Genomic DNA, 16,514 nt, shown 5'->3' with positions numbered 1-16,514 from the left:
CAACCACAGGCAGCCGTTGGGACCCCACTATCCCGCGTGGACGGCCGCCTGAAAGTGACCGGACAGGCGCCGTACGCCGCCGACCACGACATCTACGGGGTCGTCCACGCCGTCATCGTCGACAGTACCGTCGGCCGCGGACGCATCACCGGTATCGACACCCGGGACGCTCTGGCCCAGCCCGGCGTGCTGGCGGTGATCGGACACCACAACGCGCCTCGGCTCGCATACAACGACAACCCGGGCTCGAACAACCCCGACGGCGCGCGGCTACGGGTTTTCCAGGATGACCGAGTTCTGTTCTTCGGGCAGCCGGTCGCTGTGGTGGTGGCTCAAACACTGGAGAAGGCGCAGCACGCTGCGAGCCTGGTGCGCGTCTCCTATGCTGCCGAGCAGTCCTCGACTGAGTTGACGTCCGCTCCCGCGGACCAGCCGACGAGCTATGCCCGCGGGGACGCGGACGCGGCGCTGGGCTCTGCGGAGGTCCGGTTGGAGATGACCTACCGCACTGCCCGCAACCACCACAACCCGATCGAACCACACGCCACCATCGCCCGCTGGGACGGCGACCGCCTCACCCTGTGGGACAAAACCCAATGGGTGCGAGACGGCACCCAGAAGGAAATTGCCGCCGTATTCGGCATTCCACAGGACACGGTCCGCGTCATCTCACCATTCGTCGGCGGCGCGTTCGGCAGCGGTTTGCGGGCGTGGCCACACGTGACCATCGCAGCCCTCGCCGCGCGCGAGGTGGGGCGCCCGGTCAAGCTCGTGCTCACTCGCAGGCAGCTGTACTTCGGAACCGGGTACCGGCCAGCCTACGCATACCACTTGCGCCTGGGCAGCGATCGAAGTGGACGCCTGACGGCCATGGTCCACGACATCCGCGCGGAAACATCAACCTATGAGAAGTTCACCGAATCCGTCATGGGGCAAGGGCGGTGCTGTACAGCACGCCCCACGTTCGGCAGGCGTACCAGACGGTGCCGCTCGATGTAAACGCGCCGATCTGGATGCGGGGCCCCGGCCACGCCACCTCCGCATTCGCCATCGAGTCCGCAATGGACGAACTGGCACACGAGATCGGCGTCGACCCAATCGAACTGCGTCAACGCAACGAACCCGACAACGACCAGTCCACCGGGCTGCCGTTCTCCACCCGCCGGCTGCGCGAGTGCTACACCGTCGGGGCCCGCGAGTTCGGCTGGAACCGGCGCAACCCCGCACCAGGCGCAACCCGGGACGGCGACTGGCTGATCGGCACCGGAATGGCGACCGCCGTATACGACACCGTGCGACTTGCGGCACGGGCCCACGTCAGACTCGACGCGAACGGAACCGCCTTGGTCCAGTCCGCGACCAGCGACATGGGCCCGGGCACCTACACCTCCATGACCCAGGTCGCCGCCGACGCACTCGGCCTGACCATGAGCACCGTCGAATTTCAGCTCGGCGATTCCATCATGCCCCCGACTCCACCGCACGGCGGCTCCATGACCATGGCCAGCGTCGGCTCCGCCGTCCAGGACGGCTGCGACAAAGTACGGCAGCAGGCCATCGCGATGGCTGTCAACGACGTCCGGTCACCGTTACACGGCGTCAACCCCGACGACATCATCGTCCGGCGCGGCCGACTGGAACTGTCGAACGACCCCACGCGCGCGGAAACCTATCAGCAACTTCTGGTTCGCAACAACCGCAGCCACCTCGAAGTCATCGGAACGTATGCCCCGCCCGAGGAAGCCCGCTGGTCGATGTCCGCCTACGGCGCGGTATTCGCCGAAGTCGCCGTCGACCGGAATCTCGGCCTGGTGCGGGTCAGGCGAATGCTCGGCGTGTACGACGCGGGCCGGATCATCAGCCCCAAACTCGCCGACAGTCAGGCGCTCGGCGGCATGGTCGGCGGAATCGGGACCGCCTTGCTCGAACACACGGTCACCGACCACCGCGACGGCAGAATCGCCAACGCCAACCTCGCCGACTACCTCGTCCCCGTCAACGCCGACGTGCCCGGCCTTCAGGCCATCTACCTCGACGGGGAGGACCGCGAGGCCGACCCCATCGGCGTCAAAGGTCTGGGCGAGGTCGTGATGGTCGGAGTGGCGCCCGCCATCGCCAACGCAGTCTTTCACGCCACGGGACGCCGCATCCGCGAACTCCCGATCACCGCCGAGGCCCTGCTCTAATGACGATGCAGAGAGTTGGTCCTGGTCGGTCTTCGCGGCCGATCTTGATGGTGGGGTGGTATGAGCACGTCAGGACATTGCCGATTCTGGCACGAGTATTGGATATCCCAGTTCTGACGGCTCAGCCGGTGTCAGTGCCAGCCGGTCTGTCGGCCGACCACCGCTGGGTTCACTTGGGGGATAACACACTCGGACAGACGATGCGCGTATCGCAGTCCGCGAAGTGACGGGATTGGGGCGAATGGTCGCATGGGCACTCGTAAGGACCTACGAGACTCCGCCCGCACCCGAAACGCCAGACTGACCGCCATCCGCTCACTGTTCTCCTATGCCGCCCTGCGGCATCCCGAACATGCAGCGCTCATTGCACAGGTCCTTGCGATCCCACCGAAACGGTTCGACAAAGCCATCGTCTGCTTCCTCGACGAACCCGAGGCCGCTGCGATGCTAGTCGCTGCTGACCGCGGCACCTGGGCCGGGCGGCGTGATCATGCGCTGATGACGTTGGCGATGCAGACCGGTCTGCGGGTCTCGGAACTGCTCGGACTCAACTGCGGCGACGTCGTCACCGGAACGAGCGGACACGTTCGGTGCGTAGGCAAGAGCCGCAAAGAACGGTCGGTGCCGATGACGGAATCAGTGCGCGCAGTCATGAACGTGTGGCTGATCGAACGAGCCGGACAACGCGACGATGCGGCGTTCTGCACTCGAACCGGCCGACGGTTGAGTGTCGATGCCGTCCAACGCAGAGTCACCATCTACGCCGCACAAGCTCGGCAGTCCTGTCCGTCGCTGGTCGGAAAACACCTCAGCCCCCACGTCTTCCGGCATATCTGCGCCATGACGCAGCCAGGTTGTGCCACAGGTTCCAGCGGTCGGGTCAGCCGCCAGCTCGGCGGCGTGAGGAGGGTGTGGCGGTTCGATCGGGTGGCCACTTTGAACCAGGGCTCGGCCGAAACGGTCTGCAACAGGCGCTCGGATGGAGATATCGGCGCAGGTCCTCGCGTGTGCACGTCGTAGGCAAGAGCAGAGGTGGACGCGGAATCGTCACTGCCGGCAGAGAGCTCGTCGGTCAGGCTTCTTCCGAACAGGCCGACAAGCAACACGAGAATCCCGGCGAGCGCGATGAGCGACCATCGATGGCGATACACAGTTCTCGCTGACACGGTGAGTGGCCCCCGGGCATCCTCGCTGCCCTCCGTGTGGTGGTGACGCGTTTTGTCCTACGCATTTCGACGGGAGCAACCTTCCTAGTCGCTTATTTTCGAGTTGGGATTTCTCCTTGAAATGGGCCGTTATCTGCTTTCAATATGACGTGTGCAATGCGCCTTTTCGTCGAGTGGTAGCTGGATCGGTGGGGAGTTCAGCGCTCGACGGGTACCTCTGTTCTCGTCTCGCGACGGCGGCAGACGAGGGCGAGCACGATGGTGGGAATCAGGGTGAGCGCGACGATGACGGTGCCCACCATCGCGGGACCGCTGAGGCCGAGCGGCGTGGCCAACGAGGCACCGGCGATCGCGGTACCGATGGCGGTGCCGGCGTTGAACGACGCGACGCTCAGCGCCGACCCGAGGGCCGCGGCCTTCCCTGCGTAGCGGACGGCCAGGTGGATCAGCACACTGTTGGCGCTGAGGCCGAACAGGCCCAGCAGCACGACCAGGGCGACTGTCAACCATGCCGAGCCCGAGAAGAGGCCGATGCTGAGGAGAATGATCGTCGTCACGGCCGGGGTGACGATCGTCACCAGGTGGGGGTGGGCGTCACCGAGTCGCCCGCCGATGATGGTGCCGATGAACGAGCCGACACCGAAGCCGGTGAGCACCAGTGGGACCAGGGAGGCCGAGACGCCGTCTTGGTCGATGAGGATCGGTGCGATGAATGAGTAGGTGGCGAGCACCCCGCCGCAGGTCGTGATGCAGGCGGCCAGCACCAGCCACAGTCGCAGGGACCGCAAACCCGCCAGCTCCGAGCCGAGGGAGGGCTCGTGCGAGGGCGCGTCGCGCGGGACGAGCCGGGCGACGAACACGACCGCTACTACGGCGGCGATCGCGAGCGCCCAGAACGTGCCTCGCCAGCCGACATGCTGCGCGAGGAACGCGCCCACGGGCACGCCGAGGACCGTGGCGAGCGAACCGCCCGCCCCGACGATGCCCATCGCTCTGGAACCGAGGGAAGGACCGGCGGCGCGGGTGGCGACGACGGCGGAGACCGCCCAGAACGCCCCGGTCGCCAGGGCGGTCACGAACCGGGCGGCCATCAGGATCACGAAGTCCGATCCGAGCGCCACGACGATATGGCCGACGACAAAAACGACGAGCGCGAGGACCAGCGTCAGCCGCTTCGACAGTCGCATCGTCAGCATCGTCAGCAGCGGGGCGCCAATGATCATCCCGATCGCGAACACCGTGATGAGGGAGCCAGCCTCCGCGAGCGAGATGCGTAAGTCGGTCGCGATCTCGGGGAGAATACCCGCGACCACGAACTCGGTGGTGAGCATCAAAAACGTGCCCAGCGCCAGAACGTAGACGACGAGAGGAAGGCCGGAAGACGCGGTGCCGCGTGGCGGGGCGTGCTCCGGTTCGGAAGCCATGAGGGCTTCATCAAGCATGTGCAGAACCTCGTATCGATTTGAGTTGTTTGGTGTCGATATCCATCAGACCCCGCGTCGGGCATGCGGAGAAGGTTCTGTTTATGGGGGTACAAATTCAACCCCCTACGAGCCGAGCATCGCTCGTACCGTGGAGGCATGGACAATCGCGCGGACATCAGAGACTTCCTCGCCAGCCGACGCGCCAAGCTGACGCCGGAGCAGGTCGGCCTGCCCACGAGCGCCCGGCGCCGGGTACCGGGCTTCGGCGTGAGGAGGTTGCCGTCCTCGCCGGGGTGAGCACCGAGTGGTACACCCGGCTCGAGAAGGGGCACATCGGCGGTGTCTCCGAGGGGGTGCTCGATGCGGTCGCCCGGGTCGCCGGGTCGATTCCTTCACTCAGAAAGCCGTGGCTCGTTTGAGTAGGTCACGCTCTTCGGCGACCTTCGCCAACTCGCAGTGCAGCCGGGTCAACTCGGCGCGTTCCTCGCTACTCAGTCCGTCGCGCTGGCCGCGGTCGATGCGCGCCTGCTTGACCCACCCCCCAGGGTTTGGTCGCACGACCAGCGCGACGGCGTCGGCTTTGTGCTCCCCGTGTTCCGCGTCCTTCGACGGCGGACGGAACTTCACCATTCAACATGGACTATCTCCGACACGAGGTGTCCACCAACCGGTGTCCATTCCAGACTTCGCCGTTTCGGCATCCTCTTTCGCTTCGGCCACTACCCAATGTTGTGATGTCATCGGATGGTCTCGTGGCTCAGGATCCTGCGTTGTCTATCCGAGCCTCGGCGTTCGGTCCAATGCTGCGCGAGAAGACGATCCCGACGAAGAGTAGGACCGCGGTGGCAGCGATGAACCATCCCATGCGATGTAATCCGCCATCATCGATCTCATCACCGGCAGTCACCTGCAGCACGACGACAGAGAGGTTGGCGCCAATGAACGTCATCGTTCGGTACATGCCGATAGCAGTACCGACTTCCTCGACGGAGGTCACCGCATTCACCAGGCTCTGGTTTCCGATATTGTTGAAGCCGTTGGGGATACCAAGGACTGCTCCCACGAGCAGCAGCACCAGAATCGGCGCGGTGGAACGTTCGACGGAGGCAATCAACACGCCCCCGATCAGCAGCGCTAAGGTGCCGACGAGCAGGGTCCAGCGGGCCCCGGCCTTTCGGTAAAGGCGGGATCCGACGATCGTGGAGATCACGCTGACCCCGGCAACGGGCAGCATCGTCAGCCCGGCCTCGATCGCGCTCATTCCCCGCACGTACTGCAGCCACTGGGGAATTCCGAAGAACACGCAGTAGAAGCACGTGAAGGTGATCAGTGCCCGACCGAGCGTTCCACTGAGCGCCCGGTTCCGCACCAACGCATGGATGTCGAGAAACGGTTCCGCCGTCCGCCATTCCCATCCGACGAACAAACCCAGACCTACGATGGCTACCGGCAGCAACCCCCACGATGGGGCATCTCGCAACGAGACCAATACCATCATCATCGAGGTGATTGTGACGAGGAACAGCAGAATTCCCAACCCATCAAGGGTGTGTAGCGCCGCGCGCACAGATGTAGCTCGTCCGCCGGCGAATCCGACATCGGCCCGCATCACGGCGACAGCGCTGAGCAACACAACCGGCAAGTTAACCCACAGAATGGACTGCCATCCGAACGTGCCCACCAGCACACCGCCGATTGTAGGGCCGAGCGCAGCCACGGACTGACCGCACACCACCAGAGTGGTGAGCGCTGTACGCGGCTGCCGCTCGTACCGCTCGGCATAGCTGCGAATCATCGTCATGGCGTTTGGCATGTGCGTCGAAATGCCAATTCCAAGAACAACATACGCTCCGATGAGCCATCCCACGCCCGGGGCCAGCATTCCTGCGACCGAGCCCACAGCAACCAGCACCAGGCCGCCGACGAACACGCGCCGGGCGCCGAAGAGTGCACCAAACCGTCCCGCGGTCGGAGCTCCGACTGCCGTCGTGATGTACATCGCGGAGATCACCCAGGAGATCCCGGACGTCGACCCGAACTGGGCGGCGATGCCCACGATGGCGACGGCGATCATCGACGAGTTCAATGGCTGCAGGACGCTGCCGGTGGCGAGCGCTCCACTCACGCGGAACGGGACCTGCAATTCCTCAGATACGGGCACATTCCGACCGTTGATAGCCGTCACGGCTGCGTCTCCCTCGGTCGGTACGGATCTGCGACCTCTGAGAGGGCCGCCAGCAGGCTCCCCGCAAGGAACGGCAGTCCGCGTTCCGCCTGGCACGCACCGCAGAGAGGGCGCTGCGCCCGTCACGGTAATCGAAACGAGCCGCGAACCCGCATTCGCCGGATCAAGCGCACGAGCGCCTATCCCCTTGCCCTCCGAGGCGGAGACCGTACGGGCGATCGCCGGCGGAAGAACCTGCTCGCGGTGCGCGAGCGCACGAGTACTCAACGGCCCCCACCCTATCGAGATGCGACAGGCCTCGTACTGTGTCGGTGTCATCAGATGATCCGACCCTTGCTTCCTGCCGCTCATCGTGACGACGTCGCTGGTCGTCGTTGGCCAGTCCGCAGTCGATTGCGCCGAGGATGATCCGCTTGGTCTCGTTGAGGACCTCCGGTCGGTGTGCAGCTGCGACGTGCTGCGCGAATGCGGCGAACCCCTCGACGTTCGTCGGTGCCATTAATCTCATCCTCTCGCTCGCGGTTGAACGGAAACCGCCACAGAGGTGCGGCTGGTCGCATCGGGCCGGGGCAGGCACGGTGGTTGCCGAGAAGGGGGTCAGAGTTACCAGTCGAGCACCAGGCGCTCGGTCATCGACTTCGAGACGCACGGCGCCATCAATGCGTTGGACGCCTGCTCCTTGGAGGAGAGGAAGGAGTCCCGGTGGTCGGGCACGCCCTCCAGCACAGTCGACAGGCAGGAGCTGCAGGTGCCCTCGAAGCAGGCAGCGGGAATGGTCACGCCCGCTTCAGCGCAGGCGTCGATGATGGACTGGCCAGGCTGCACGGACACGTCGATGTTGGAGCGCTCGAGGTGCACTGTGAATGCTTCATGCGACCCCGCAGTTCCCTGTCGAGCGCCGGGCTTCGGCGCGAACCACTCGGCATGTAGGTCCCGTCCCGCCCGTTCGGCGGCCTCCTCGATGCCGACAAGGAAACCCTGCGAGCCACAGGCATAGATCGCCGCTCGCTCGTCCGTCGCTGCGACGAGGGAGTTGAGGTCGGGGCGGCCGCGCTCGGACGTGAGATGCATCTGCGTCTCCTCGTAGCGCTCGAGCTGATCGAGGTAGGCCAGCCGGGATTTGGTCCGCCCCACATAGTCCAGCCGCCATGGCACGCCGCGCTCTTGCGCCGCTTCGATCATCGGCAGGATCGGTGTGATCCCGATCCCGCTCGCGAAGAAGTGGTAGCGGTCGGCGGTCTCCAGCGCGAAGTTGTTGCGCGGCCAGCGGACCGGGACCCGGTCGCCGACTTTCAGTGTGTGGAGCATCGCGGAGCCACCGCGGCCGTTCTCCTCGAGCAGGACCGCGATGCGCCAATGGGTCCGGTCCGACGGTCCGTTGATCACTGAGTACGACCGAATAACGTCACCAGGCAGCACGACGTCGATATGCGCGCCCGCCGTCCATTCGGGAAGCGCTGCGTCCTCGTTGGCGCGCAGCTCGATCTCGACGGTGCGGTCGGCCACGGGGCGGACCGCGGCAACAGTCATGACCAGCTCTTTGTAACCGGCCCGGATCACGCTGCCGGTCAGGTCGACGGAGCGCGGAACGAAACGTACGGGGAGCTTGGACGGGCCGAGGTGGGTCCAGGTGCTCATCTCGGGCTCACCCGTCAACTCGAAGTCGTCGGTCATCGAGAGCAGCTCTTCCACCGCGATGCGCAGTTGCTCACGTGCGAGAGAGGCACCGACGCATCGATGCGGGCCGAAACCGAACGCGATGTGAGGATTGGGCTTGCGATCGAAATCGACCTTGTCCGCGTTCTCGAACTTGCGGTCGTCGAGGTTTGCTGCCGACACCATCAGGCCGACCCGCGATCCCTTGGGGACCATTCGACCCTCGATCTCGACATCACGGGTCGTCTTGCGGCCAACGAGGCGGACGGGCGTCCAGGCTCGGAGCAGCTCCTCGATCGCCTGGGGGATCAGCTTCGGCTCGTCCCTGAGCCGCTTCTGATCATTCGGAGTCGTGGCGAGATGTCGGATGATGCTGCCGAGCATGTTGGTCGTCGTGCCGTGGCCCGCTTGGAGGAACAACCGGATCGTGCCCGCGATGTCGTCGTCGGTGAGTCGCCTCCCGCCGACCTCCTCGTGGATCATCGCGCTGATGACGTCGTTCGGGTCATGCGGCGCCTTCTTACGCGTCGCCAGGACTTGGTAGATGTACTCGTAGATCTCATCGTTCGCAGCCTTGTGCGTCGCGCTGTCGCCGGCCGCACCGGCATCGATGATCTGGTTGATCGTCGTCTTGATGCGCTCGGCGTCCTCGACCGAGATGCCGAGGAAGATGCACTGGACCTGGATCGGCATGTAGAAGGTAAAGGACGCGACGGCGTCGACCTCGCCCAGGGAAACGCACCGTCCGATCAGGTCCCGTGCGGTCCGGCGGATCACCGGTTCGATGCGACGGATGTACTCCGGTGTGAAAAACCTGTTCAGCAGGTCGCGGTAGGCCGTGTGAAAGGGCGGGTCCACCTCGGCAGGTGCTCGAGGGGGGCGATCCGGGCTTGTGGCATCGGGGATCGGGGTCTTCTGTGCGCTGGTGAAGGTGTGCCAGTCGAGAGCGGACTCGGTCACGTCCTTGAAGCGCGTGAGGGCGTAGAACCCCCCGAATTGGTCGCTCCACGCGACGGGACATTCGTCGCGCAGGTGGGTGTAGACGTCTGTCGGGTCGCCATGGTTCTCCGGGGCGAGCGGATCCCAGTCCTCAGATGGATGGGGGATTGGGCAGCCAGAGGGCATGAAACTCACCTTTCAGTGTGCTTGACGTCGCCGCTCGGTCGGATCACGGTCGCGGGCCCGGGCGCTCGTGTCGGGAGCATGCGCGATGTCATTTAATGGTGCGCGGCATAGGCCTGCTGGAAACGGGAGATGGGCGTTCCGCCTACTACTGACACAATATCCCGCAATATGAGATATTGTCAATTGCTAGTGCCGTTCCGGCGCGAATACATCGACCTATCATTCGGAAAGGATGGGTCGCTAATATCTACGACCTGAACACGGGTTTCGTAGGCGACGGCGGTTGGTGGACCCCTCACCGTCGGAACAACTCGACCAGACCCGCTACATCCTTCAGAGCAGCGTGCTCCCCACGGGCTAACCTCTGCAGTGAGGGCCCGTGGCTGCCACGTGCGCCGAAGCGCCCCTCCACGGCCAGATAAAAGGGCATGCGTTCCCGGCAGCTCGTGGCACCCGCCGCCGGAACGCTGCCCGAGGGACCGCACAGAGTCGCCGGATTGACGTTCTCGGACCGGCAAGACCGGTCCGAGAACATCACAGGCATGGTCCGTCGGACGCGGTCAACCGTGCGAGCCAGGCCGCCGACCCGACACGCCCGATGCGGCCGACGGCACGGGAGCGGCAGCCGAATCCGACTCTCGCTGTGAGTCATGCGTGGCTTCGGGCCCCTCCGCCCCATCATCGGTGTCACCGTCCGGGGCGATCTTCGCCAACGCCTCACGAGAGGTATCCACACGGGCGACGGCGTACAGCAGGGTCACGGCCACGTACATGCCCGAAAGGGCCAGGATCACCCCGAGGATGCCATAGCTGGAGAACAACCACAGGACGATGAACGGGGAAGCGATCAAGCCGATGCGACCGACAGTCTGGGCAAAACCGCCGCCACGGAAGCGGAAGGCGGTGGGGAAGAACTCCGGAGCCGTTCCCGAACACAGGGTCAGGAACGACGCGGCCATCGCGACCAGGATGAAGCCGACGGCGATGATCAGCGCAGGTTCTGTCATGAACGGATAGATGGCAGCGAACACCGCGGCGAGCGCGCCGAACATCACGATGCTGTTCCGCCGTCCGAGGCGGTCGGTGATGAACATGCACAGCAGCGGTCCCGCGACATAGCCGGACATGATGGCCGCGTTGAACCCCAATGACTTCGACACGGTCATCCCCTGCTCCACGAAGAACGTGGGCATCCAGCCGGTGACGGTATAGGAACCGAACAGGCAAGTGACGGTCAAGATCAGAGCCATCAACGTCCGCCGAATGACAGGGCGCGAGAACAGCACCGTGATCGGCACCCACTCGGCCTTCTCGTCCACTGCGCCCGCCGCCTGGTGCACGACCGGAGGCGGGCTGACCTCCCGGCCCGAGACGCCGGACTCTCTCTCGATCCCCTGGATAACGGCCTCAGCCTCCTCGTACCGCCCACGCGACTCCAACCAACGCGGGGACTCCGGCATCTTCCGGCGCATCCACCAGGTGATCAGCGCGCCCACGCCACCGATGACGAACATCGCGCGCCAGGACAACGTGGGAATGACCACCCAGCCGATGAGCGAGGACAGCGAGACTCCGAGCCCGGCGAAAATTCCGAGCAGGCCCAAGTATCGGCCGCGGTGGCCTCGCGGAATGAACTCGGTGATAATGCCCCAGCATATGACGTACTCGGCCCCCATCCCGATGCTCATCACGAATCTCAGGGCGATGAGCACCTCCATGTTCGGTGCCATCGCCGCAACCAGAGCGAAGACCCCGAAGAGCGCCAGGTTGAACTGGAAGGCGAAGCCGCGTCCGAACCGATCGGTGAGCCACCCGGCGAACGCCGCTCCGATCGCGAGACCGGCGAACGTGCCCGACAGGAAGAGCGAGTTCAACTCGAGCGTCGAGAAGCCGGTAGGCAGCAACGATGCCAGCACCGCGGATGAGATCTTGTTGTCGAACGAGTCCCAGAACATGCCGAGGCCGACCAACAGCACCAAACGCCGATGAAACTTGCCAATCGGGAGATTGTCGAGCCGCAGGCCCGCATTGACGTGCATATTCACCGGCCGACACCTCCCGGACGTGCCGGGCCCGAGGCCTGGAAGGATCTGGTGGATCCCGGGGAGCTGACGGAGAGCGGGGTCCGTTCCGGGATGACTCTCATGATACGAGTGCGCTCGGCCACGCTGGGAATACGAGTGTCGGACGGGTTCGATCGACATTGTTCGGTCATGCGTCTTACTACCTTTGGCTTGGTGTTCGGTGCGCAACGGCGCGAACACGACGGTGTGATGGTGAACCGCTCCTTCACGACGCGGGTGGACCCCTCGAGCCAGATAGACCGCCGACTCCACTTGACATCTTGACTCAATGTGCCGACGGTCACAGTTCCTAGGAGCGGGATTGACGATATCCCGTACTGTGAGACTTAGTCAACAGTCGGAGGTGGTGGGTTCAGCCACCGTAGACACGCGCTCCTTGAGGCAGGACTACCCCAACTTCACAGTCATCGCTCTTATCGACGACGGCCGGAAACTGGTCCTGGTCCACTCCCTGACGGTGCCACGGTCCGCGCGTAGCTCCGCGAAGACGCCGAACGCGCAGGAGATCACCTTGCTGGTTCTCAGAACTACTGTGACCTGCGCGTACAGCTTCCCACCTGACCGGAGTCGCGATCGATTCCATCGACGTAAGCGCCGGGGAATCGCGCGGGGACGCAAACGTAGCCCACCGTCGTGGAGTGCGCGGATCCAGTCCTCGACGTCGCCGGATGCCGGGGTGATGCCGTCGAGTTGGCGCTCGAGGCACGCCTCAAACGCTGGTGCCCGGTCGTCGTCGAGCAGCCCGAGCTGGTCGAGGATCTCCACGACCCGACCGCGATGACGGACCGTGGAGATCAACTCGGAGTAGCGAATCTTCTCATCGCCGGTATGGCCGGACAGCACGACGACCAGCGCCTGGTCGAACCTTGCGGTGAGTGCAGGTGACCACCTGTGGGCCTCGCCGAAGTCCTGAACGACGCGGCGGGCGCGTATGAGGGTGCGATTGGTCAGGTCCACGTCCCTCCGGCTGTAGTCGCGGCGAATATCGAGCGGGAGTTGGCGTTGAACTCCGGCCCGTGTCGGATCTCGGCGCTCGGTACCCGTGGGCGTGGAGCGCCGTCCTCGCGTGCCGTGCTTGCCCAGTCGTGCTCGTCCGGGGATGCGGTAGTGGTCGCGATGCATGCGGGAGAAGAACAGCTGCTGGCGGCGCACCCGACGCAGAAATGGTTCGGAGACTGCGGTTTTCCCGGTGGCCTTTGGCGTCGGCGAGTGCCTGCAGCCGGTCCGGCACAGGCGGCAGTAACCTTGATTGATCGGGACTGTCCGATGGGAGGCTGCGCAGCGGCCCGATAGGTGCAGGTTGCGGAAGGTGTAGCAAGCTCGGCAACAGTCGCCGGGGAGTACGCCTCTTCGGACGGAGGAAGAAATCCCGGATCGATCAACCGGGCGGTGGAACGATCCTACTCGTCAACGGGTCGAGCGCCACAAGGCGAACGGCAGAGTCACGGTTACCCTAGTCGTGGCACACCCATAGCCCGCCACGCTGTACGGCGCAAGGACCTGCGCCGTCCAGAACCCCGTCGTCTCGACCGTGCTCCGGGCCCCGGACCGTGGAGCAGTTAACCGAGCCGAAGAAGGCGAATATCGGTCGGTCGTCAAACGGGCCGATGCGGCAGATTGCTACGGCGATGCCCGCCGCGACCATGCCACACCCCTGCGACTGCGGCGCCTGCGATCTCAACTCCCAAACAACCCTCCGCGAACGGCTCAACGAGGGCCGCGCCGCTATGTTCGCGCTCGACATCAACTCTCACGCACCGGGAACCGCCAGCTCAATGCCGCAGTTCGCCGCCCTCACTCTTTCCGCTGCCAACCCGACGCGCGAGTCCGCAAGGCCAGCGGTGGCGGGGGAATGATGCACTTCGCATCCTCAAACGCAGAGTCCCGGACGTCGTCTTCACAGCGATGGCCGCAGATCTATCACTTCTATCACTGATGATGTCTGCTAGACAGAGGAGCAAGTGACAGACCCGCACACGGACTGCCGCGTTCGTCGCCCTCGACGAGCACGGCAAAGCGCGTACCATCCACTCGTGCTACCCGTTTCGCTGAGGACCGGCCGCGCGACCAGCATGCGAGCCACCTCATCGACCTGCGCAAGGCGGTCGACCAGTTCACGTCCCGGCTGTCGCACCGAAGGATAGCGCACCCAACCTTTTCACACCTACAGACGCCACCAGAAAGCTAGAGACAAGCCTCGGCGGTGGTCGCGTGGATCACGACCGAGTCCTGGAGGGTCGATGCCGACGGGTGATCGCCCACACGAGCAGCGGCGCCGCACACAGCATCATCACCAATCTGATCACCTGCGACGCTGCAACGAAAGTCGCGTCGGAGTCAGTCGAGGTGGCAACAGCCAATACCGCGGACAACCCACCGGGGGTGGTCGCCAGGTATCCGTCCAAGACGCTGATGCCTGTCCACATCGACAACAGCACACCGAGCCCAGCACACGCCACGGTCAGCACGACAATCAACGCCAACGCCCAGACGAAGATTCGGCCCAACGCACCCAAACTGTCGCGGGTGAATGACAATCCCGCCTGCCATCCGATGATCAGGAATGCGATCGGCAACACCACCGATGGGATGTGAATGCCATCCACCCACCCTGCGAGCTCGCACGACGCTGATGCGATCAAGGGACCTAGCGTAGCGGGGACCGGAATGCGAACGAGCATCGCTGCGCCAGTGCCGGCAATCATCACAATTATCATGAAACCGATCGAGAACCACCAGGGCACAGCAGAACCGGATGTGACCGGCAGAACCGAAGCGGTGGTGCTGGGGGCCGCGAAGCCGTAGGTGACGATGAGCGGCATCGACAGCACGACCAGGGCAACCCGCAGGTACTGGGCCACTACCACGACGCGCCCGTCGGCGCCCAGATCTTGGGCGACGGCGATCAAACCTGTCGCACCGCCCGCAATCATCGACAACACACCGGTTGCGGAATCGACATCCCGGTGACGACCCAGGATCAGTCCGGTACCGACACTCAGCAGCAACGTCGCGATAGAAAATCCGACGACAACGAGACCGTGAGAACCCAAAGCGGACAGCGTTTCTCGTCGCATCGACAAACCAATGGAGACCGCCAGCATGGCCTGGGCCGCCATGGTGGCCGGACGGGGAGGGCGTGACGGCCCGATTCCGGCGACTGCGAAGACGATCGCGGCGATCAACGCCGCGAACAGGGTCGGTGAGATCACACCGACAACGGCGAACAGCCACCACCCCAGACCCGATGCGGTGGCCAATCCCGCCCAACGAGCGGCTATTTCACGATGGCGGTTCCACATCCTGCGGTAGTACGTCTCGCTCGAGGATCCGTGGCAAGCTAGGATCGTCCGCCAGCGGAGGTGGATCATCTTGGCCGGGTCCTTCGCGCTGTCCGAAGTGGCCGTCACCTCGCCGGCGCCACTCGGCGAATCGGATCCTCTCATGTCGTAAGTCCACGCCCTTCTCTTCGTAGCCGCTGGCTAGGCCGGGCTAATCGACCGTCCACACCGGGTGTGCTGTGAGGGAAGCTGACACTGCACCAAAGTGATACTGCTCGAGGAGCTTTAGGCGCCGCCGTTATTAATCCTCATACCAATGCACCCGCATCCAGGAAGGCCGTGAAGACCGGATCCCGCCTGGCCTTGCCCGGTGGGTTGTGCGTCAGCGTTACCGTCATCGTCACTCCTCGTGGCGTCGCGGTGCGTGCCCAAGCAGTGGTGGACGGTGTTCCACCGACTCGGGAGCCTGCTCCTAGGGCTCCTTACTTCTGACGTCATAGCAAATTCCCATGAAGGGAATTCATCGCATTGCGATCATCTGCAGGACCGAGGATTGGCGTTCTGATCGATGTTGACAATATCCCGGAATATGAGATGTAGTCAACTAGACGCTCAGGGCGAAGTGGAGACGCTGATCTCAAAAGGACAATGTTGATCATGCCTGCACCGCAGAGTACGACACCGAGACCCAGGAGCGCACAGTACGGATGTATCGGGACCGAATCCGCGAGCACGGCCCGAAGATCGCCCGGCGCCATGTCGGCGAGCTGCTCGGCATTGCTCGGCGACGCTGGCGAACTGGACTGAACGGGAGGAGACCCACCCCGCTCCCGGAGCGTCGTCTGCAACACCCGACGTGTCGGACCCTGCCTTCGACAAGAGGTAGCCGAATTACGCAGAACCAACGAGGTATTGAAGACCGCGTCCGCGACACCGTCGACCTGTCCATAGTCGATACCGCCACCGGTGGTGTCCCCGCGCACATCGTGTCTTCGGCCGACGGAACGGGATATGCGAACATGCTCGGGTGACGGCACCGGTCTGGGAGAGGTCACCTGTCACGGCAGCACTGTGAAGGATCACGCTCGAAAGCGGGCAAGCTCCTGATCAGGCCGAAACAGGTGGGGCCAGGCTGGTAGGGCTGATCGGTCAGGCTGGTGTCGTGATTCGAGGTAACTCTCAAGAATACTGGCCGCCTTCGGGTGTGCGTTACATTTGACGTGTCCCTTCGGGTTGCCGGCACCCGGGGTACGCCGGGTATCGACAGATCCCCGGTCACCTTGGCGGCAGTCTCTGGTACGTGACGTCGAGTCCGAGGGTTGTTGATCGTGAGTGGCGTCTTCGCGGCGACCGTCGACTCGCCTTGTTCGGCTGGGCGCTGGTCGGGCTCTGGACCATCCCCGCCTT

General features: G+C 64.3%; 10 protein-coding genes and 1 pseudogene. 4 read left to right on the top strand and 7 right to left on the bottom strand.

Features of this window, described 5'->3' with window-relative positions; all coding sequences use genetic code 11:
* Positions 1 to 36 precede the first annotated feature (36 nt).
* The 3 genes from QM693_RS02665 (at position 37) to QM693_RS02655 (ending at position 3,206) form a co-directional block, all read left to right on the top strand.
* Positions 37 to 999, top strand: a complete 963-nt coding sequence (locus QM693_RS02665; protein ID WP_283351285.1) for a xanthine dehydrogenase family protein molybdopterin-binding subunit — start codon at positions 37 to 39, stop codon at positions 997 to 999.
* Entirely contained in the window at positions 984 to 2,186 is a 1,203-nt protein-coding gene (locus QM693_RS02660) for a xanthine dehydrogenase family protein molybdopterin-binding subunit (protein WP_283351284.1), read from the top strand. The genes QM693_RS02665 and QM693_RS02660 overlap by 16 nt, the downstream gene beginning before the upstream one ends.
* Positions 2,187 to 2,435: 249 nt before the next feature.
* Positions 2,436 to 3,206, top strand: a complete 771-nt coding sequence (locus tag QM693_RS02655) for a tyrosine-type recombinase/integrase (protein WP_283351283.1) — start codon at positions 2,436 to 2,438, stop codon at positions 3,204 to 3,206.
* 343 nt (positions 3,207 to 3,549) lie between these two features.
* Here the strand turns inward: QM693_RS02655 and QM693_RS02650 are convergent, their stop codons facing one another.
* Positions 3,550 to 4,776, bottom strand: coding sequence for an MFS transporter (locus QM693_RS02650; RefSeq protein WP_283351282.1), 1,227 nt, complete (start codon positions 4,774 to 4,776; stop codon positions 3,550 to 3,552).
* A 156-nt stretch (positions 4,777 to 4,932) separates the two neighbouring features.
* Between QM693_RS02650 and QM693_RS02645 the strand changes: the two are divergent.
* Positions 4,933 to 5,150: pseudogene (locus tag QM693_RS02645) on the top strand (helix-turn-helix domain-containing protein); the annotation flags it as partial.
* A gap of 22 nt (positions 5,151 to 5,172) precedes the next feature.
* Here the strand turns inward: QM693_RS02645 and QM693_RS02640 are convergent.
* The 6 genes from QM693_RS02640 to QM693_RS02615 form a co-directional block, all read right to left on the bottom strand.
* Positions 5,173 to 5,406, bottom strand: coding sequence for a hypothetical protein (locus QM693_RS02640; RefSeq protein WP_283351281.1), 234 nt, complete (start codon positions 5,404 to 5,406; stop codon positions 5,173 to 5,175).
* Positions 5,407 to 5,533: 127 nt separating this feature from the next.
* On the bottom strand, positions 5,534 to 6,961 hold the full coding sequence (locus QM693_RS02635) for an MFS transporter (RefSeq protein WP_283351280.1): 1,428 nt from the start codon (positions 6,959 to 6,961) through the stop codon (positions 5,534 to 5,536).
* Between the two features lie 603 nt (positions 6,962 to 7,564).
* A complete protein-coding gene (locus QM693_RS02630; protein WP_283351279.1) occupies positions 7,565 to 9,742 on the bottom strand; it encodes a cytochrome P450/oxidoreductase in 2,178 nt (725 codons plus the stop codon).
* Positions 9,743 to 10,302: 560 nt separating this feature from the next.
* Entirely contained in the window at positions 10,303 to 11,781 is a 1,479-nt protein-coding gene (locus tag QM693_RS02625; protein WP_283351474.1) for an MFS transporter, read from the bottom strand.
* Positions 11,782 to 12,213: 432 nt separating this feature from the next.
* Complete coding sequence (locus tag QM693_RS02620) at positions 12,214 to 12,978, bottom strand: hypothetical protein (RefSeq protein ID WP_283351278.1); 765 nt, start codon at positions 12,976 to 12,978, stop codon at positions 12,214 to 12,216.
* Between the two features lie 1,064 nt (positions 12,979 to 14,042).
* Positions 14,043 to 15,272, bottom strand: coding sequence for an AbrB family transcriptional regulator (locus QM693_RS02615; protein ID WP_283351277.1), 1,230 nt, complete (start codon positions 15,270 to 15,272; stop codon positions 14,043 to 14,045).
* Between the last annotated feature and the right edge of the window lie 1,242 nt (positions 15,273 to 16,514).

It is taken from the genome of Rhodococcus sp. IEGM 1305, assembly GCF_030058635.1.
Taxonomy (GTDB): domain Bacteria; phylum Actinomycetota; class Actinomycetes; order Mycobacteriales; family Mycobacteriaceae; genus Rhodococcus_F; species Rhodococcus_F opacus_D.
This window is presented reverse-complemented; position numbering and strand designations above follow the sequence as displayed.